Here is an 18,867-nt window from a genome sequence, read left to right on the forward strand (position 1 = left end):
TGATTAGGTCATAATTGACTAAAATCCGGTCATAATGAGACCTGATTTTCCGGCGATACACAAAGCCCGCAAGAGCCGAAGGTGTATCCATGCCCGTTTCCTACCAGGACCAGTTCTTTACCGTCGATCCCGGTGGTGCCCCACCCTTCGGGACGCCGCTGACGTTTCAGCTCGTGACGTTTACCGACCAGGATGATGATGGTCTGATCGGAACCAACACGGGCGACACCTTCAACGGTACGGCAATCACGAATGTCTGGGTCGGCGACACGTTGACCATCCGTTTGCCCGACAACTCCGTCGTGACCTATACCGGGGTGACCTTCTACCTTGCGTCCGGCAACCCGGTCTTTACGCCGACTGACGGTCAGGTCTTGCAGAACGGGACGTTCGTTTCCTCCACCTTTGTCAACACCAGCACGCAGACGCCGGTCGGCAACTTTGGCCCCACCTGCTTCACGCCCGGCACGATGATCCGGGCGCCAGGCGGATTGCGGGCCATCGAGACGCTGGAGATCGGAGAGATGGTCGAGACGCTGGATCACGGGGCGCAACCGATCCGGCAAATTCTGGCGGACAGGTTTCGGGCTTCGGGCGATGTCGCGCCGATCCGCTTTGCCACCGGGGCCATCGGAAACACGGCACCGCTGCTGGTGTCGCCACAGCACCGGATACTTGTGTCCGGGTGGCGGGCGGAATTGTACTTTGGCCAGGATGAGGTGCTGGTTGCGGCCAAACATCTGGTCAACGGTGATACCGTGCGTCAGGTGCAGGGCGGCATGGTGACCTATGTCCATCTTGTCTTTGACCGCCATGAGATCATTTTCGGCCAGGGCATCCCATCGGAAAGCTGTCTGCCCGCCCATGCGCTGGACGCGGCGGGCACGGCGGCACAGGCGGAACTGCTGGCGCTTTTCCCTGACCCGCATGCCGGTTCGGCAGATGGGGGGCGTGCCGTGCGCAGGGTCTTGCGGCGGGCAGAGGCGCAGATGCTGGCAGCTTGAGCGCCGGTCCCGGCCCTTTACCTTCGGCGGCGACGGGCCAGGGCCTGCGGACATTCATCTTCCGCCACCCGCGCGAGTCGGATTTTGCCGCTGGCGCTCTGATTTGAGTGCAGCAATGTGATCATTGGAAGCGAAAATCCGAGATGGCGGAGGCGAAATCCGCCGCGCCCTGAAAGGGTTTCGCCAAAATTGCCCATTTCTGCGTTACAGCGTCCCGCCTTAAATTAAAAGCAAATCACTTCGCCAATGCCCCGAGAGCGCGCAGCGCGGCAGGGTATTGGCGAAGTGATTTCAAGGCGGGGCGCGCAAGCGTTTCTGGATATACTTGGATCACTTGTTCGCTGCCTCTCCCTTCGGTCGAACGCGAAAAGTGATGCGCGATGTTTCAAGTTTATCCCGTAACGCTGTAAGAGAGCTTGAAATATCTGGCTATTCCTGCGCTCTCTTGCCTGGAACTGAGAAATTTTGGACTGAAACGGGCGGTGGATGATGAATGTCCACAGGACCTAGGCTCCGCAGCATGATGTTAAGACTGCTTTCCCTTTTTCTGCTGATCGGCACTTTGCTGACGGCCTGCACCGACACCGCGCCGCGCGGCGGTGGGGACATTCTGGTTCTGGGCGATTCCGTCATGGCGTGGAACGGCGGCGGCGATGCCGCGATTCCCGATGCAATGCAGGCGGCTTTGGACCGCACGGTGGTCAGCAAGGCGGTGCCGGGGGCCCAGTTCGACAATGACTCGGGTCTTGCCGGATCGGTGGGCTTTGACATCAGGCGGCAGTTTCCCGGCGGGCGGTGGAACTGGATCGTGATGAACGGCGGCGCGAATGATCTGGGGTCAGACTGCGGTTGCGGGGCCTGTTCTGCGGTGGTCGATGCCCTGATCGGGGCGGATGGGATGTCCGGTGCGATCCCGGCATTTGTCAGCAGACTTCAGGCAGAAAGCGGCGCGCGGATCATGTGGATGGGGTATTACGCAGGCAACGGCAAAGGGTCATTCATCGGGTGTCGCGACGATCTGGTGCGGATGGAGACGCGCCTTGCGCGGTTCGCCAAAGCCAGCCCCGGTGTCCTGTTTGTGGATTCAGAGGATGTGATCGACCCGACCGAACCGGGGAACTATGCCGCCGACAACACCCATCCGTCGGTCCGGGCATCAGCGCTGATCGGGGCCTACCTGGCGCAGCAGATTGCACAAGCGGGGCGTTCACAAAACCGCTGAGCCACCCTATAGCTGGAGGATGGCCCGCGCATCGAAAACCACACTGAAAAAGACCACGTCGAAGCCGCCTGCACGGCGCTCGTTCAAAAGGCTGGTGACGCGGCTGGTGCTGCGCGCGGTATCGGCAGCGTTCCTGCTGGTGGTGTTTCTGGTGGTATTGGGCGCGTTGATCAATCCGCCGACGACAGCCTATATGTTTTCTGAAAGCCGTCGCTTGGGCGGGGTCAAGCAGACCTGGGTTTCTCTTGACCGCATGGCACCCGTGATGGCGCGGTCTGCGGTGGCGGCGGAGGATGCGAATTTCTGTCAGCATTGGGGGTTCGACATGATCGCGATCCGCAAGGCAATTGCGGCAGGATCGAACCGGGGCGCATCGACGATCAGCCAGCAGACGGTCAAGAATGTGTACCTGTGGCATGGCCGGACCTGGGTGCGCAAAGCCATGGAGGCGCTGATCACCCCGGTGATGGAGGCGATCTGGTCCAAGCGGCGGATTGTGGAAGTCTATCTGAACATTGCCGAATTCGACGAGGGTGTGTTCGGGGTGGAGGCCGCGGCGCAGCATTATTTCGGCGTCGCCGCCGCCGATCTGTCTGCGACACAGGCCGCACGGCTGGCAGCGATCCTGCCCTCGCCCAAGAAGCGGTCGGCGTCACGGCCCAGTGATTATGTTCTCAAACGCGCCCGACAGGTGCGCGACGGGGCGGCAACGATCCGCAATGACGGGCGTGCGGCCTGTTTCGAGAGTTGAAAACCACCGGGAATAGGGGCATGGATGGCCCCACTCCTTTATTTTCCGAAAGCTGAGTATGGCCCGTCTGTTTCACGTCCCGCTATCGCCTTTTTGCCGCAAGGTCCGCCTGAGCCTCGCCGAAAAGAAGATCGAGGTGGAACTGGTCGAGGAACGCTATTGGGAGCAGGACCCCGATTTCATGCGGCGCAATCCGGCGGGCAAGGTGCCTGTGCTGCGGCTCGACGGGATCATGATGGCCGAGAGCGCCGCGATCTGCGAATATATCGAGGAAACCCGCCCCGAGCCGCCACTGATGCCCAACGACCCGGTGCAGCGGCTGGAGGTGCGGCGGCTGGTGAGCTGGTTCGATGATAAATTCCACCGCGATGTGACCTCCAAACTGCTTTATGAACGGGTCAACAAGAAGGTAATGAAACAGGGCTACCCGGACAGCACCAACGTCAAGGCGGGCGCCAAGGCGATCAAGTATCACCTGGACTACATGGCCTGGCTGCTGGACCATCGCCGCTGGCTGGCGGGCGACGTGATGACGCTGGCCGATTTCGCCGCTGCGGCGCATCTGTCGTCTTTGGATTATATCTCTGATGTGGACTGGAACCGCAGCGACGTGGTCAAGGACTGGTATGCCAAGATCAAGTCGCGGCCTGCGTTCCGTGCCTTGCTGGCTGATCAGGTGCCCGGCTTCCCGCCCCCGAAACATTACAACGACCTGGATTTTTGAACCGTGCGCCGGGGGGCTTTTTGCCCCCCGGACCCCCCGCGGATATTTGAGGCCAAAAAGAAAATGGACCTGAAGGCGAAGCTGGTGGCAGAGGCGCTGCGCGAGGGGTTCGTGTCCGCGCGCATCTGCAGGCCCGATGCCGTGCCCGAGGTGCCGGGGCGGTTGCAGGCCTTTGTCGAGGCGGGGTATCACGGGCAGATGGGCTGGATGGCTGAGCGGATGCACTGGCGCGGCAACCCGTCAGCGCTTTGGCCCGAGGCGCGGTCGGTGATCATGCTGGCGGAAAGCTATAGTCCCGAACAGGACCCGCTGGCGGAGCTGGCGCACCCCGAGAAGGGGGCGGTTTCAGTTTATGCACAGGGGCGCGATTATCATGATATCGTCAAGAAACGGCTGAAGCGGCTGGCGCGCTGGCTGATCGTGCAGGAACCCTGCGAGGTGAAGGTTTTTGTCGATACGGCCCCGGTCCCGGAAAAGGCGCTGGCGCAGGCGGCCGGGTTGGGATGGCAGGGCAAGCATACCAACCTGCTGAGCCGCGACTGGGGCAACTGGGCGTTTCTGGGGGCGGTGTTCACCACGCTGGACCTGCCGGTCGATGCGCCGGAGGCAGACCATTGCGGGTCTTGCCGGGCCTGTCTGGATATCTGCCCGACAGATGCCTTTCCCGCGCCTTACCGATTGGATGCGCGGCGCTGCATTTCCTATCTGACGATCGAGCACAAGGGGCCGGTGGACGAGGAATTGCGCCATCTGATGGGCAACCGGATCTATGGCTGTGACGATTGCCTTGCGATCTGCCCGTGGAACAAGTTCGCCGTTGCCGCCAGCGATCTGCGCTATCACGTGCCAGAGGTGCGCGCGGCGGACCTTGCAGAGCTGGCGGCGCTTGACGACGCGGGTTTTCGTGCGCGGTTCTCAGGCTCGGCGATCAAGCGGATCGGGCGGGACCGCTTCGTGCGCAACGTGCTTTATGCCATCGGAAACTCTGGCCTGCCCGAATTGCGGCAGGCCGCGCAGGCATTGTGCGAGGACGCGGACGCCACGGTGGCCGATGCTGCGCGCTGGGCAGTGATCCGCCTGGATTCCGCGTAGCTTAGGGGATGGACCACGGCGCGGGGTCAGGTACACCGATAGCGGAACAGAGTGGAGACTGGCATGGCGTTACTCTTGGGTGTGGATACGGGCGGAACCTACACGGATGCTGTGCTGATCCGTGACGATGAGGTGGTGGTCGCCTCGGCCAAGTCACTGACCACCCGGCATGACCTGGCGGAAGGGATCGGCGGCGCGGTCCGTGCGGTGCTTGCCTCTGCCGGAGTTGCGCCATCGGATATTTCGCTGGCCTCGCTGTCGACCACGCTTGCCACCAATGCGCTGGTGGAGGGGCAGGGCGGGCGCGTTGCGCTGATCTATATCGGGTTTCGGGAAAGGGATCTTGAGGCACATGGGTTGTCCGACGCTTTGAAGGGTGATCCGGCGATTGTGCTAGCAGGCGGCCATGATCACGCGGGCGCGGAAGTACAGGCGCTGGACGAGGCCGGATTGATCGCCTTTCTGGAGCGGCATCGAAGCGATGTCAGCGGGTTTGCCGTGGCCGGTCAGTTTGCCACCCGGAACCCGGCGCATGAACTGCGGGCGGCGGAACTGGTGGGGCAGGTGACGGGGCGGCCGGTGTCGGCCTCGCATCAGTTGTCCGCCAAGCTGAACGGGCCCAAGCGCGCCATGACGGCGGTGTTGAACGCAAGGTTGATCGGCATGATCGACCGGCTGATCGGACGCGCCGAGGATGAGCTGACGTCGCTGGGGATCACGGCACCCATGATGGTCGTGCGGGGCGATGGGGCGCTGATTTCCAGCGCGCAGGCCCGCGAGCGCCCGATCGAGACTATCTTGAGCGGGCCCGCCGCCTCCATCGTGGGGGCGCGCTGGTTGACCGGGGCGGACCTGGCGCTGGTGAGCGATATCGGGGGCACAACGACGGATGTGGCGCTGCTGCGCGGTGGCAAGCCGGCAATTGACCCGGCAGGGGCGCGGGTCGGCCCTTATCGCACGATGGTAGAGGCGGTGGCGATGCGCACCACCGGTCTGGGTGGCGACAGCGAGGTGCATTTCATCAGCGAAGGGTTGCGCGGTGGCGTCACGTTGGGGCCGCGCCGGTTACTGCCGGTTTCGCTGGTGGCGGTCGATGCGCCAGAGGTGGTTCATGATGCGCTGGACGCACAGTTGCGTGCGGTGACGCCGGGCGAACATGACGCGCGGTTTGTCCGGGCTGTGCCGGGGCAGACGGTTGAGGGGCTGGGCTCGCGCGAGGCGGCCCTGCTGGAGCGGATCGGGAAAGCTGTGCACCCTCTGGGCGATGTGCTGCGCGCGCGGATCGAACAGGGCGCGCTGAAGCGGCTGGTGGAGCGGGGGCTGGTGCAGATTGCGGGGGTCACGCCCTCTGATGCCAGCCACGTGCTGGGCCGGGTGCTGGAGTGGGACACCACTGCCGCGCGCAAGGCGTTGCAGTTGTTCGGGCGCAGGCGGACCGGCGCGGGCGATGTGCTGTCGAACAGCGCCGAGGACGTGGCGCAGATGATCGTGGATCAGTTGACCCACCAGACCTGTCTGGCGCTACTCGAAACGGCATTTGCCGAGGAAGAGGCGGTCTTCGGGGTCGCGCCGGACGTGCTGGCCCAACATGTGCTGATGCAACGGGGTATGGCGGGGCATCGCGGGCTGGTGCGCTTGCAGACCGGGCTGGACGTGCCGGTGATTGGGTTGGGGGCCTCTGCCGCCAGCTATTATCCCGCCGTGGGTGCGCGGCTGGGCTGCGAGATGATCCTGCCGGAACATGCCGGTGTCGCCAATGCCATCGGGGCGGTGGTGGGGCGCGTGACGATGCGCCAGAGCGGCACCGTGACGGCACCCAGCGAGGGGAGATTCCGGGTGCATCTGGTAGAGGGGCCGCAGGACTTTGCCAATCAGCATGCGGCATTGGATCGGTTGGAAGAGGTCCTGCGCGGCCATGCGATGGCGGATGCCCAGGCGGCGGGTGCCGCCGACATTCTGATCACGGTGAACCGCGACATTCGGACGGCAGGTGTCGAGGCGCGCGAGGTTTTCATCGAAGCGGTGGTGACGGTGGAGGCGTCGGGACGGCCAAGGGTGGCCGAGGGCTAAGAAGGGTTTTGCAGGCACCTGCCAAAGGGGTGTTGCATGCCGGACGGTGCGGCAATCCGGCGCTCTGCTTTCAAATGACAATGGATCGTAAGCGCCCTAACGTCTGCCCATGAAGCCCAAGATTCTCACAACCATGCAAAGCTACACAGGGTCGCTTCTGATTCAGGACGCGATTGCGGGTGTGACCGTTGCCATGGTGGCCCTGCCGCTGAGCCTTGCGATTGCGATTGCCTCCGGGGCTGATCCGTCAAAGGGTCTTGTGACCGCCATTGTGGCGGGTTTCCTGATCTCGTTGCTTGGCGGGAGCCGGGTTCAGATCGGCGGCCCGACCGGCGCTTTCATCGTTGTGGTTTTCGGTGTGATTGCGGAACATGGCTATGACGGGTTGGTCATGGCCACTTTCATGGCTGGTTTGATCTTGTTGATCGCCGGATATTTCCGGGCCGGGGTCCTGATCCGACATATTCCGGAGCCGGTGATCAATGGGTTTACCATCGGTATCGCGATCATCATTGCCACAAGCCAGCTCAAGGATCTTTTCGGGCTGAGTGTTGCCGGGGTTCCGGCGGAGTTTCTGGCAAAGGTGGAGGTGCTCTGGGGGGCTCGGCAAGGTTTTTCTGCCGCCTCGGCGCTGATCGGTTTCGGCACAATGGTGCTGATTGTGCTTTTTCGCCGCGCGGCACCAAAATTGCCGGGTTTGATCGTCGCAGTGGCCTGCACATCCGCAATTGTTGCGTATTGGGATCTTCCGGTCGAAACCATTCGGTCACAGTTCGGGGATCTTCCGAATTCCCCGGCATGGCCGACAATGCCTGTCGTGAGTTTCGACCGGATTATCGAGCTGCTCCCTTCGGCGGTCATCATTGCGTTTCTGGCTGGCGTGGAGTCTCTGCTGTCCGCCATGGTCGCTGACAGGATGATTTCCGGTCATCACCGGCCCAATGCAGAACTATTGGCGCAGGGGGCCGCAAATATCGGATCGTCGCTTTTTGGTGGCATGCCTGCGACTGGCGCTATTGCCCGGACGGCCACAAACATAAGGGCCGGTGGCAAGACACCGGTGGCGGGTCTTATCCATGCGGTCACGATTCTGATCGTGATGCTGGTGGCATCCCAGCTTGTCGGGTACATGGCGATGCCCGCCCTGGCCGGTCTGTTGATCCTGACCGCCTGGAACATGAGCGAGCCCCAGAAGTGGCGGGTCTACCTGTCGACGCGGAAATCCGATGTTTTCCTGCTGGGCCTGACGCTGGTGCTGACGGTTCTCGCTGACCTGACGGTTGCCATCGGGGTTGGCGTTGCGATGGGATTGGCATTCAGATTGCAACGCAGCAACACTGCCGCGTCAGACTGGTCTGAGCCGGATCGCTAGGGCGATTTCGCGGGCCGCTTCGGCCCAAGCCTGCTGGACCTGAACTGTGGTCGCGGATTATTCCGCCGCTGCACGCCTGGGCAAGACCCAGTCGGCGCGGGGGAAGTGGCAGGTGTAGCCGTTCGGGATGCGTTCCAGATAATCCTGATGCTCCGGCTCGGCCTCCCAGAAATCGCTGACCGGTTCGACTTCGGTCACGACCTTGCCGGGCCAGATGCCCGACGCTTCGACATCGGCAATGGTGTCCAGCGCGGTTTGTTTCTGCGCCTCATCAACGAAGTAGATCGCAGAGCGATAGCTCATCCCGCGGTCGTTGCCCTGCCGGTTCAACGTTGTGGGGTCATGAATCTGGAAGAAGAATTCCAGCAGGTCGCGATAGGACGTCTTTTCAGGGTCGAAGATGATCTCGATCGCTTCGGCATGCGTGCCGTGATTGCGGTAGGTTGCATTCGGCACGTCGCCGCCGGTGTATCCCACGCGGGTCGAGACAACGCCGGGGCGCTTGCGGATCAGATCCTGCATGCCCCAGAAACATCCACCTGCCAGTACTGCCCGTGCCGTGCTCATGACAGTTCCTCCACCTGGTCAAGGTAATCGCCGTATCCTTCCGCCTCCATGTTGTCACGATGGACAAAGCGCAGAGAGGCGGAATTGATGCAATAGCGCAGACCGCCACGGTCGCGGGGGCCGTCGGGGAACACATGGCCCAGGTGGCTGTCGCCGTGTCTGGAGCGGACTTCGGTACGGACCATGCCTAGCGTGGCGTCGCGGTGTTCGGTCACATTGTCGATGGGTTTGGTAAAGCTGGGCCAGCCGCAGCCGCTTTCGTATTTGTCGGCGCTGGCGAACAGGGGTTCGCCCGACACGATGTCAACGTAGATGCCCGGCTCCTTGTTGCCCAGCAGCTTGCCCGTGCCGGGGCGTTCCGTGCCGCTTTCCTGCGTGACATAGAATTCTTCCGCACTAAGTGCTGCGATGGCGTCGGGGTCTTTGGTATAGGTTGGCATGCAATCCCTCCGTGAAACTCTCAGACCATAGATGGTGTTTTCGGATCAGAATGAAAGGGTTTCCATTGTCGTGCAACTCAATGTGATGCCGCGCCGTGTCTGGCAGTGTAGATAGGTAAACGGAGGATGATCATGCGTTGGTTTCTGGCTTTGATCCTGAGCGTGACAATGGCGCAGGCCGCGCCGCGCGATCTGGTGTTCTCGAATATCGACGGGGGTGAACACCGGTTCAGCCAATGGGCGGGGCAGCCGGTTCTGGTGGTGAACACGGCGTCGCAATGCGGCTACACCGGGCAATATGCCGGTTTGCAGGCGCTTTACGACCGCTACAGGGCGCGCGGGCTGGTTGTGCTGGCGGTGCCCTCTGATGATTTTAATCAGGAGTTGGCGAGCGCGGCGGAGGTGAAGGAATTCTGCGAGGTTTCCTTTGGCCTTGACCTGCCGATGACCGACATCACCCCGGTACGGGGTGGCAAGGCGCATCCGTTCTACCGCGCGGTGAAGGAAGAGACGGGGTTTGAGCCGCGCTGGAATTTCAACAAGGTTCTGATCGCGCCGGATGGCCGGGTAGTTGGCACATGGGGTGCGCCGATAAAACCGGAATCCTCGGCGATTGTCGGTGCGATTGAGGCTGTGCTGAAGTCGCGGTAGGGTTGTCGGAAAGAGGAGCCTTCATGACCGATCCAGACCTTGATAAGGCCTATGCGCTGCAAACGCCTGACGACAATCGCAAGCTCTATGCCGACTGGGCCGACAGCTATGACACCGGTTTTGCCAAGGATATGGATTACCAGTTGCCGCGTCTGGTGGCGCTGGTGCTGGCCGAAGTTTATCAGGGGCCGGGCCCGGTGCTGGACCTTGGCGCAGGCACCGGGCTGATCGCGGATCACATGCTGATGCGCGGAACAATGGCGATTGATGCGCTCGATATCTCGCCGCAGATGCTGGCCACGGCGGCGTCCAAGGGGCATTACCGCCAGATGATTGAAGCAGACCTGACCAAACGGCTGGACATTTCTGACGCGACCTATGACGCGGTGGTCAGTTCAGGGACCTTTACCCATGGGCATGTGGGGCCGGATGCGCTGGACGAGGTGATCAGGATCGCCCGGCCCGGTGCGACTTTCGTGCTGACCATCAATGCCGAACATTTCGAAGCACGCGGTTTTGCCGCGAAATTCGAGCAATTGGCGCCGCGCATCGCTGATGTGGAGCATCGGCAGGTCAATATCTATGGCGGCAAGGCGTCGGACGAGCATCGGGACGACAAGGCGCATATCGCGATTTTCCGCAAACGCTACAGTGTCCCGCCTTTAACCTGAAGCATATCACATCGCCAATGTCCCGAGAGCGCGCAGCTCGGCAGGGTATTGGCGATTCAAGCTCAAGGCGGGGCGCGTTAAGCTCAGGACTCCGGCATCTTGATCTGTCTGTCCGAAGGCACCAGCGCGTTTATCTGTTCGATATGTTCCGGTAGGCATTTTGTCAGGAAATCATATTCCTTCACCACGTGGTCCCGCGCTGCCTTGCCGATATGGGCATAATCCTGCGGGTTCGCCAGCACCTTGACCACCTGTGCCGCCACTGCGTCGGGATCGAAGAAATCGACCAGCAGGCCGGTCTCGTTGTGGGTAATTGCCTCGCGGACCGGGGCCACATCCGAGGCCACGATGGTCGCCCCCATCGACATGGATTCCAGCAACGACCATGACAGGACAAAAGGCATCGTCAGGTAAATGTGGCACCGGCTGAGCTGGATCATCTTCTGGTATAGCGGGTAAGGGATATTGCCTAGGAAATGCACGCGATCCCAATCGACGTTCTTGCCCACCTCTGCCTCCATCTCGGCGCGCAGCCCGCCGGGGTGCTGGCTTTTGCCGCCGTAGGATACGTCATTGCCACCGACGATCAGGATGCGGGCGTTGGGCCGTTCGCGCAGGATACGCGGCAGGGACCGCATGAAGATGTGAAAGCCCCTCGTGCGTTCAAGGTTGCGGGACACATAGGTCACAACCTCGTCCTCGCGGGTGAGTTCGCGGTTCAGCCGTCCCAGGCCGAGGCTGACATCGGGGTCGGGCAACAGCTTGTCAGTACGGATGCCGTCGTGGCAGACATACATCCGGTCATGAAAGCTGCGCGGGAAGCGGTCGCGCTGCCAGTAGGTGGGGCAATGGCCCAGGTCCACGGTTTCGATATTGGCCAATGGCACCGCATTGCGCGCCTGCATCATGAAGGGGGCGTGATCGGATATGGGTTCTTCGGGGTCAAAGCCCACGGAACCGCCGGTAATGTTATAGTAATATTCGAAGAAGCCGATGATCGGCACATCCGCCCAGATCTGTTTGAAGAAGGTCAGTTCTCCCCAGCCGACGTGACCGACCACGATGTCGGGCCTGAAGCCTTCCTGCAACTCGATCCGGCGGGCGGCAACTGCCGCGCCAAAGCCCGCGCCAGTGGCTTCTTCCCAGACGCGGGACAGGCCATAGGCGTCTTTTGCGGGGGTGCGGTGGGTCTGATACTTGCGGGTCTCGACACCCGGCAGGTCAGGTGCATTCTTGCGCTGCGTCAGAAAATAGATGCGGTGCTGACCAGTCGCCGCCAGCCATTGCACAAGTTCGCGGTACTGGCCGGGCATGTTCTGGTGGACAAAGAGAATATTCATGTGCAGGCCCTGTCAGCGCGTGATTTCCGGCAGATAACCAAAGCCGGGGGGCAATGGCAACGCGCGTGGCATCCATGCGGTTGGCAGGGGCAGGCGTTACCGCGCGTATTCGGAGCCTTCCGAGTCAAGGATCGCCTTGAGTTCGGCCAGGTGCCGCGCGTCCTGTTCAGGGTAGTTTTCAAGCTCCTGCGCGGTCTTTTCCGCGATGTCGTCCGGGATGCGGCGCAGGGGCAGGCCGGTTTGCAGGGCCTTGATATAGGTCTCTGCTGCCCGTTCGAAGTAATAGAGTCTGTTGAACGTCTCCGCCACGGTGTCGCCGATCACCATGACCCCATGCGATCCCATGACCATGACCTTGTGTTTCGGGTCCGACAGAAGGGCCGCGCAACGGTCGCCTTCGTCCTCGAACGCAAGGCCGCCGTAATCTTCGTCAATCACGATGCGGTTGTAGAAGGTGCAACAGTTCTGGTCGATGGGGGGCAGGCGGCTGTCTTGCAGGCAGGCCAGAACCGTGGCGTGGATGGAATGGACATGCATCACGCAACGCGCGTGGGCGCAGGCGCGATGAACGCCGCCGTGCAGACCCCAGGCGGTGGGGTCGGGCGCATTCGGCCCTGACAGGGTTTCAGGATCATTGGCGTCAATCAGCAGGAGGTCGCTGGCCTTGATCCGCGAAAAATGCACCTGATTGGGGTTCATCAGGAACTGAGTGCCCGCATCATCCACGGCGAGTGAGAAATGGTTCGCAACCCCTTCGTGCATGTTCAGCCTGGCGGTCCAGCGAAAAGCGGCGGCGAGGTCAACGCGTTCGGGCCAGTGGTCCATGTTGGGTTTCATTTGAGTGATGGTCATGGCTTAACTCCCTAGACTATCTCTAAGTTTCTGATCTTCACGCAATCAAAAAGGAACAACATCTTTAGGCTATTAGCAATAGTTTGGCCGACGGAACAAAAGATAAACGAATCCTTTCCAAAGCGAACTAAGAGATTCAACTCTCTTGATTTTTCTATGAAAGGGAGTCAGCATATCTAGAGAGGCCCATTGGCTCACTTACTACATGTACGCATCAGCGTCTGAAAGGAGGTGATTTCTATGGCAAAAGCATGCAAGACGGTCACTCGAACCGTTCGAACAGGCAAGAAGCCGGGGCCTAAGACGGTCGCGGTAAAGCCGCATCAACGTTCCAAGCCCAAAAAGGGCTGCTGATCTTTCAAAAAAGCAAATGAAACGCTGATGGGCCTCTCCATCAAAGCAGATGTCGTCTCTACTCGCAAATTATTTGTTTTCTGGCAGTAAACTATTTGACCCGGCTTGGCACCCATGCATAGCCGTTTTCGCACAGAATATAGGCTTCGCGCAGGCCATGGGGTTTGTCGGTGGGGGGCTGCAAGACGCTGCCGCCCGCAGCCTCTGCCCGGTTGCAGGCGGCGTCTGGGTCAGTGTCATAGAGCCTGATCTCGATGCCGCCGCCGCGTGGGGGGCTTTCCGGCAACAGGCCCAGCAGTGGGTTGCTGTGATAGGTGCCGTCACTGTGCACCTGGAACACCTGAGTGCCGTAGGTCATGATGGCAAAGTCGGCTGTGGGCTGAAAGGCCTTCATGCCGAACACCTCCTCCAGAAAGGTGACCTGCCGCGCCACGTCGCGCACCAGAAGGTTCAGCCCGAGCCCGCGCAGGGATGCGCCAAAATCCTCTGGGGTGATGTCATCGTAGTTCATGGTGCCCCGCCGGTCATTCCCCGGAACAGCCTAGGCCCGGTTACCTTGCGCGTCTATCAGCAAACTCCCGTCTTCCTTGTGGTAGGGCCCTTTGGGCCAGTTCGGCAGCAGGTCGAGGACGGCTTCGGACGGGCGGCACAGCCGGACGCCCTGCGGACAGGCAACGATGGGGCGGTTGACCAGCACAGGATGGGTCAACATCGCGTCCAGCAGCGCGGCGTCGCTGACTTCGGGATCAAGCAGCCCAAGCTCCGCCGCCGGGCTTTTGTTGGTGCGCAGTGCTGTGCGCGGTGTCAGCCCCGCCGCGGCAAAGAGCGCCAGCAGCTGGCCGCGGGTCCAGCCGGTGTCGAGGTAGGGGATGACGTCGGGCTGATAGCCCGCGTCGCGAATGATCTGCAACACATTGCGTGATGTGCCGCAGTCGGGGTTATGAAAGATAACGATGTCCATTCGCGCTGAATAAGCGGGTAATATGACAGTTTCAAGAAACCCGGCGTCGCCCCTTGCACGTTGTCGCGATTCTTGATCCATTACGCCATGACGCAAGACATTTTTCCGACATGGCCCGATAGCGCCGCGCAACTGGTCGATGTAGCCGCCGGTCGCGCCCCCGCCGATACGATCATCCGGGGGGGCATCTGGGTTAACGTCCATACCCGCGAAACACTGACCGATCATGATATCGCCATCGTGGCGGGGCGCATCGCCTTTGTCGGGCCGGATGCCGGGCATTGCCGGGGCGCGCACACGAAGATCATCGAGGCGCATGGCCGCTACATGATCCCCGGCCTTTGCGACGGGCATATGCATATCGAATCCGGGATGCTGACCCCGGCGGAGTTTGCCCGTGCCGTGATCCCCCATGGCACCACCTCCATGTTCACCGACCCGCATGAGATCGCCAATGTGCTGGGACTGGCAGGTGTGCGCATGATGCACGACGAGGCGTTGATGCAGCCGGTGAACATCTTTACCCAGATGCCTTCCTGCGCGCCCTCGGCGCCGGGGATGGAGACCACGGGTTTCGAGATCAGCGCCGAGGATGTGGCCGAAGCGATGGCCTGGCCCGGCATCGTCGGGCTGGGCGAGATGATGAACTTTCCCGGCGTGTCCAATGCCGACCCCCAGATGCTGGCCGAGATCGCCGCAACCCAGCGCGCGGGCAAGACGGTGGGCGGGCATTATGCCTCGCCTGATCTTGGCCCGGCCTTTGCAGCCTATGTGGCGGGCGGGCCTGCGGATGATCACGAAGGCACCTGCGAGGCGGACGCGGTGGCGCGGATGCGGCAGGGCATGCGGTCGATGATCCGGCTGGGCAGTGCGTGGTATGATGTGGAAAGCCAGATCACCGCGATCACTGAAAAGGGACTGGATTCGCGTAATATGATCCTGTGCACGGACGATTGCCACTCTGGCACGCTGGTCAACGATGGACACATGAACCGCGTGGTGCGCCACGCCATTGACTGCGGTTGTGATCCGCTGGTTGCGCTGCAGATGGCAACGATCAACACGGCGACGCATTTCGGGCTGGAGCGTGAGATCGGGTCGATCACGCCGGGGCGGCGGGCCGATGTGATCCTGACCTCTGATCTGACGTCACTGCCCATCGAACTGGTGATCGCGCGCGGGCAGATCGTGGCGCAGGATGGCGTCTGTCTGACGGAATGTCCGCATTACGACTGGCCGCAAGAGGCCCGGCAGACGGTGAAAATGGCGCGCGACCTGACGGGCGATGATTTTGCCGTTCCCGCGCCCGAGGGGGCCAATGGCGTGACCGCAAATGTGATCGGCGTGGTCGAAAACCAGGCCCCCACCAAGGCGCTACAATTCGAGCTGCCGGTGACGGAGGGCCGCGTTCAGGCCACCGGCGAAGTCTGCCAGATCGCGCTCGTCGAAAGGCACCGGGCAACGGGCGGCGTGGTCAATGCCTTTGTCTCGGGCTTTGGTTATGAGGGGCAGATGGCGATGGCATCGACTGTGGCCCACGACAGCCATCACATGATCGTGGTGGGCACCGATGCCGACCAGATGGCGCTGGCGGCAAACCGGCTGCGCAGCGTCGGCGGCGGCATCGTGATCTTTCGCGACGGGCAAGAGTTGGCATTGGTGGAACTGCCCATCGCGGGCCTGATGTCGGACAGCCCGGCGGCAGAGGTCGCGGCAAAGACGCAGATGATGATGCAGGCCATGCGTGACTGCGGCTGCAAGCTGAACAATGCCTATATGCAGCATTCCCTGCTGGCGCTGGTGGTGATCCCCGAGTTGAGGATTTCTGATCTGGGGCTGGTGGATGTGCGCACATTTGAATTTACCGATGTGATCGTGTCGTAACATCGCGCGCGTATCACGCCAAAAACGAGGGCAGGACCGCCCCAAAAACAAAAGAAGGAACCGATATGAAACTGAAAACACCAGATGCCCCGAAGGCCGAATCTTTTACCGATGCCACCGCAGCGGTGGACAGGCTGACGGGGCTTTACAACCAGGCCACGACCTTTCTGTGCGACAGCTTTGAAACCGTGACACGCGCGGCGGAGGACGGGACCCGCATTCGCGCCTATTACCCCGAGGTGCGTTTCACCACCTCAAGCTATGCCCATGTGGACAGCCGGTTGTCTTTTGGCCATGTATCCTCGCCCGGAACATTTTCGGCGACGATCACGCGGCCGGACCTGTTCCGGCACTACCTGATCCAGCAGATTGGCCTGCTGATCGAGAACCATGGCCAGCCGGTTGTCATTGGCACATCGGACACGCCGATCCCGATCCATTTCGCCGTCAACTCGGAAACCGCCATCAACTTGCCGCAGGAAGGTGCGGGCAGTTTCATTCTGCGCGATGTCTTTGACGTGCCGGACCTGAGCACGACAAACGATGATATCGTGAACGGCACCTTCGTCGAAACCGACGGGGTGCGGCCGTTGGCACCTTTTACCGCGCAGCGCGTGGATTATTCGCTGGCACGGCTGGCACATTACACGGCGACGGACCCCGAGCATTTCCAGTGCCATGTCATGTTCACCAACTACCAGTTCTACGTGACGGAATTCGAGGCATTCGCCCGCGCACAGCTGAATGACCCCGACAGTGGCTATACGTCCTTTGTCAGTACCGGGAATGTCGAGATCACGGAGGGCGACACGCCCATCCCGGACACGATCAAGACGCCGCAGATGCCCACCTATCACCTCAAGCGGGCCAACGGGTCGGGCATCACGCTGGTGAACATTGGCATTGGTCCGTCCAATGCAAAGACGGCAACCGATCACATCGCGGTGCTGCGTCCTCATGCCTGGCTGATGGTCGGTCACTGCGCGGGGCTGCGAAACACGCAGGCGCTGGGCGATTTCGTGCTGGCGCATGCCTATCTGCGGGAAGATCACGTGCTGGATGATGACCTGCCGATCTGGGTGCCGATCCCGGCGCTGGCGGAAATCCAGATTGCGCTGGAAAAGGCCGTGGCCGAGGTGACCCAGCTTGAGGGCTATGAACTGAAGCGGATCATGCGGACCGGGACGGTTGCCACCATCGACAATCGCAACTGGGAGTTGCGCGACCAGTCCGGTCCGGTGCAGCGGCTCAGCCAGTCGCGATCCATCGCGCTGGACATGGAAAGTGCAACAATTGCCGCCAACGGTTATCGGTTCAGGGTGCCTTACGGCACACTTTTGTGCGTTTCCGACAAGCCGCTGCATGGCGAGCTGAAGCTGCCTGGCATGGCTTCTGACTTCTATAAGACACAGGTTTCGCGCCATTTGATGATCGGAATCCGGGCAATGGAAACTCTGCGAAGCACCCCCCTGGAGCGGATTCACAGCCGGAAATTGCGGTCATTTGACGAAACGGCCTTCCTTTGACGGCGAAAAACCGCAAAAAAGCGAAGAAAATAAGGATTTTTCATCTACAACGCGTTGTGTTGCCCCACAACATAACGCTACATTCTGCACACGAGGCCCCAAATTCGGGCAGTCTAAGGAGATAAGAACATGGCAACCAAACCAATGACAAAGACTCAGCTCGTCGCCGCGCTGGCGGAACAGATGGGTTCTGACAAGAAATCGGCAGGCGCCGCACTGGAAGCAGTCTGCGACCTGATCACCAAAGAAGTGTCCGCTGGCGGCGCAGTGACCCTGCCCGGCGTCGGCAAGATCTATTGCCGCGAACGCCCCGAGCGTATGGTGCGCAACCCCGCCACCGGCGAACAGTTCAAGAAAGACGCCGACAAGGTGGTCAAGATGACCATCGCGAAAGCGCTCAAGGACAGCGTGAACGGCTAAGCCGTCACCTTACGCTGACCGATACCATTGACTGGGCCGCCTTCGGGCGGCTCTTTCAGTTTTCGGGGTCTTGCCGGAGCGTGCGGTAGAGCATCGGGTGAAACTTCAGCCCCTGGATTTCGGGCATCTTCGCTTCTTCCAGCGCTTGGAGTGCTGCCTGGAAATGCGCGGGGCTTTCCCATTCCGCGATGTTGACCAGTCGGAATGTCGCGCCTTCATCAAGGGCGGTATGCAGACTGGTGGCAACATAGCCCGGCTGCGCCTGCATCACGTCGCGGGCAACTTCCCACATGGCGACGGTTTCGTCATATCGCCCCTCGGGGACTTCAAAGACATTGATGAGTGTGACTGTCTGTTGCGCCATGGCGGCACCTCCTGCTGTCAGAATTGCTGTGGTGAGGGCGGGTTTGATAAAGTTAAGCATGCGTTTCCTCCAATACATAGTAAGCTATGTAAATAGATCCGACGGCTGAATCAAGCATTTTGTATAGCATGCTGTTCAAGCTGCGGTTAAGTTGCGGCCATGGTGCATTTCAAAGACAAATCGGCCGGGTATCTGGTCAACCACCTTGCCCGCCTTCTGGAGCAGGCGCTGGCCGTGGCGATCCGCCCTCTGGGCTTGACGCCGGGCCAGTTTCCCACCCTGCTCGCCCTTTGGGCGCGGGACGGGCAGACACAGGCCGAGCTGGTCCGGGAGGTGGACGTGGAACAGGCGACGATGGCGCTGACACTCAAGCGGATGGAGCGGGACGGGTTGATCCGGCGAGAGCGGAACCCTGAAGACTCCCGCTCGCGACTGATTTATCTGACACCTCATGCCAAGGCGTTGGAAGACCGCGCACTCGCCCAAGCTGCCGAGGTAAACGCGCGCGCGCTGGCAGACCTGGATGAACACGAGGCGCAGCAATTTCTTTCCCTCGCCATCCGCCTGGTCGAGACTCTGCGCAAAGCGCCCGATTGACTTCT

General features: G+C 61.1%; 20 protein-coding genes. 13 read left to right on the top strand and 7 right to left on the bottom strand.

The window, feature by feature from the left end; genetic code table 11:
* Nucleotides 1–89: 89 nt before the first annotated feature.
* The 7 genes from A8B82_RS22855 to A8B82_RS22885 all read left to right on the top strand — a co-directional run bounded on the left by A8B82_RS22855 (nucleotide 90) and on the right by A8B82_RS22885 (nucleotide 8,235).
* The gene (locus tag A8B82_RS22855) at nucleotides 90–1,004 is read left to right on the top strand and encodes a Hint domain-containing protein (protein ID WP_067297884.1); all 915 of its coding nucleotides are present in this window, start codon (nucleotides 90–92) and stop codon (nucleotides 1,002–1,004) included.
* 520 nt (nucleotides 1,005–1,524) lie between these two features.
* Nucleotides 1,525–2,226, top strand: coding sequence for an SGNH/GDSL hydrolase family protein (locus A8B82_RS22860; RefSeq protein ID WP_235604780.1), 702 nt, complete (start codon nucleotides 1,525–1,527; stop codon nucleotides 2,224–2,226).
* Nucleotides 2,227–2,245: 19 nt separating this feature from the next.
* On the top strand, nucleotides 2,246–2,977 hold the full coding sequence (gene mtgA, locus A8B82_RS22865) for a monofunctional biosynthetic peptidoglycan transglycosylase (protein ID WP_067297887.1): 732 nt from the start codon (nucleotides 2,246–2,248) through the stop codon (nucleotides 2,975–2,977).
* 58 nt (nucleotides 2,978–3,035) lie between these two features.
* Nucleotides 3,036–3,701 carry an FtsZ-binding protein FzlA gene (fzlA, locus tag A8B82_RS22870; protein WP_067297890.1) on the top strand — a complete coding sequence of 222 codons (666 nt, stop codon included), beginning with the start codon at nucleotides 3,036–3,038 and terminating at the stop codon, nucleotides 3,699–3,701.
* A 63-nt stretch (nucleotides 3,702–3,764) separates the two neighbouring features.
* Nucleotides 3,765–4,793, top strand: coding sequence for a tRNA epoxyqueuosine(34) reductase QueG (gene queG, locus A8B82_RS22875; protein ID WP_067297893.1), 1,029 nt, complete (start codon nucleotides 3,765–3,767; stop codon nucleotides 4,791–4,793).
* A gap of 63 nt (nucleotides 4,794–4,856) precedes the next feature.
* Nucleotides 4,857–6,863 carry a hydantoinase/oxoprolinase family protein gene (locus A8B82_RS22880; RefSeq protein WP_067297896.1) on the top strand — a complete coding sequence of 669 codons (2,007 nt, stop codon included), beginning with the start codon at nucleotides 4,857–4,859 and terminating at the stop codon, nucleotides 6,861–6,863.
* Nucleotides 6,864–6,996: 133 nt separating this feature from the next.
* Nucleotides 6,997–8,235, top strand: coding sequence for a SulP family inorganic anion transporter (locus A8B82_RS22885; protein ID WP_328586508.1), 1,239 nt, complete (start codon nucleotides 6,997–6,999; stop codon nucleotides 8,233–8,235).
* Between the two features lie 57 nt (nucleotides 8,236–8,292).
* Here A8B82_RS22885 and msrA read toward each other — a convergent pair whose 3' ends face one another.
* Together msrA and msrB are read right to left on the bottom strand one after the other, a co-directional pair.
* Nucleotides 8,293–8,802, bottom strand: coding sequence for a peptide-methionine (S)-S-oxide reductase MsrA (gene msrA / locus A8B82_RS22890; protein WP_067297902.1), 510 nt, complete (start codon nucleotides 8,800–8,802; stop codon nucleotides 8,293–8,295).
* A complete protein-coding gene (gene msrB, locus A8B82_RS22895) occupies nucleotides 8,799–9,242 on the bottom strand; it encodes a peptide-methionine (R)-S-oxide reductase MsrB (protein WP_067297905.1) in 444 nt (147 codons plus the stop codon). Before msrB ends, msrA begins: the two co-directional genes overlap by 4 nt.
* A 132-nt stretch (nucleotides 9,243–9,374) precedes the next feature.
* Between msrB and A8B82_RS22900 the strand changes: the two genes are divergently transcribed.
* Both A8B82_RS22900 and A8B82_RS22905 read left to right on the top strand, forming a co-directional pair.
* Entirely contained in the window at nucleotides 9,375–9,893 is a 519-nt protein-coding gene (locus A8B82_RS22900) for a glutathione peroxidase (RefSeq protein WP_082899451.1), read from the top strand.
* A gap of 23 nt (nucleotides 9,894–9,916) precedes the next feature.
* Entirely contained in the window at nucleotides 9,917–10,564 is a 648-nt protein-coding gene (locus A8B82_RS22905) for a class I SAM-dependent DNA methyltransferase (RefSeq protein WP_067297910.1), read from the top strand.
* 83 nt (nucleotides 10,565–10,647) lie between these two features.
* Here A8B82_RS22905 and A8B82_RS22910 read toward each other — a convergent pair whose 3' ends face one another.
* The 4 genes from A8B82_RS22910 to arsC all read right to left on the bottom strand — a co-directional run bounded on the left by A8B82_RS22910 (nucleotide 10,648) and on the right by arsC (nucleotide 14,071).
* Nucleotides 10,648–11,904, bottom strand: a complete 1,257-nt coding sequence (locus tag A8B82_RS22910; RefSeq protein WP_067297913.1) for a glycosyltransferase family 4 protein — start codon at nucleotides 11,902–11,904, stop codon at nucleotides 10,648–10,650.
* A gap of 96 nt (nucleotides 11,905–12,000) precedes the next feature.
* The gene (locus A8B82_RS22915) at nucleotides 12,001–12,756 is read right to left on the bottom strand and encodes a class II aldolase and adducin N-terminal domain-containing protein (protein ID WP_067297916.1); all 756 of its coding nucleotides are present in this window, start codon (nucleotides 12,754–12,756) and stop codon (nucleotides 12,001–12,003) included.
* Nucleotides 12,757–13,201: 445 nt separating this feature from the next.
* Nucleotides 13,202–13,621 (bottom strand): VOC family protein, encoded by a 420-nt coding sequence (locus A8B82_RS22920; protein WP_067297919.1) that lies wholly within the window; start codon nucleotides 13,619–13,621, stop codon nucleotides 13,202–13,204.
* Nucleotides 13,622–13,651: 30 nt separating this feature from the next.
* Nucleotides 13,652–14,071: an arsenate reductase (glutaredoxin) gene (gene arsC, locus A8B82_RS22925; RefSeq protein ID WP_067297923.1), complete on the bottom strand. Its 420-nt coding sequence runs from the start codon at nucleotides 14,069–14,071 to the stop codon at nucleotides 13,652–13,654.
* Between the two features lie 87 nt (nucleotides 14,072–14,158).
* Here arsC and ade point away from each other — a divergent pair, with 87 nt between their 5' ends.
* The 3 genes from ade (at nucleotide 14,159) to A8B82_RS22940 (ending at nucleotide 17,901) form a co-directional block, all read left to right on the top strand.
* On the top strand, nucleotides 14,159–15,955 hold the full coding sequence (ade, locus tag A8B82_RS22930) for an adenine deaminase (RefSeq protein ID WP_067298430.1): 1,797 nt from the start codon (nucleotides 14,159–14,161) through the stop codon (nucleotides 15,953–15,955).
* A gap of 65 nt (nucleotides 15,956–16,020) precedes the next feature.
* Nucleotides 16,021–17,481 carry an AMP nucleosidase gene (locus A8B82_RS22935; RefSeq protein WP_067297926.1) on the top strand — a complete coding sequence of 487 codons (1,461 nt, stop codon included), beginning with the start codon at nucleotides 16,021–16,023 and terminating at the stop codon, nucleotides 17,479–17,481.
* 129 nt (nucleotides 17,482–17,610) lie between these two features.
* The gene (locus A8B82_RS22940; protein WP_067297928.1) at nucleotides 17,611–17,901 is read left to right on the top strand and encodes an HU family DNA-binding protein; all 291 of its coding nucleotides are present in this window, start codon (nucleotides 17,611–17,613) and stop codon (nucleotides 17,899–17,901) included.
* Nucleotides 17,902–17,956: 55 nt separating this feature from the next.
* Here A8B82_RS22940 and A8B82_RS22945 read toward each other — a convergent pair whose 3' ends face one another.
* The gene (locus A8B82_RS22945) at nucleotides 17,957–18,265 is read right to left on the bottom strand and encodes an antibiotic biosynthesis monooxygenase family protein (protein WP_067297931.1); all 309 of its coding nucleotides are present in this window, start codon (nucleotides 18,263–18,265) and stop codon (nucleotides 17,957–17,959) included.
* Between the two features lie 159 nt (nucleotides 18,266–18,424).
* Between A8B82_RS22945 and A8B82_RS22950 the strand changes: the two genes are divergently transcribed.
* A complete protein-coding gene (locus A8B82_RS22950) occupies nucleotides 18,425–18,862 on the top strand; it encodes a MarR family winged helix-turn-helix transcriptional regulator (protein ID WP_067297934.1) in 438 nt (145 codons plus the stop codon).
* The last annotated feature ends 5 nt before the right edge of the window (nucleotides 18,863–18,867 follow it).

Origin of the sequence: Sulfitobacter sp. EhC04, assembly GCF_001650875.1 — a bacterium.
Classification (GTDB): Bacteria; Pseudomonadota; Alphaproteobacteria; order Rhodobacterales; family Rhodobacteraceae; genus Sulfitobacter.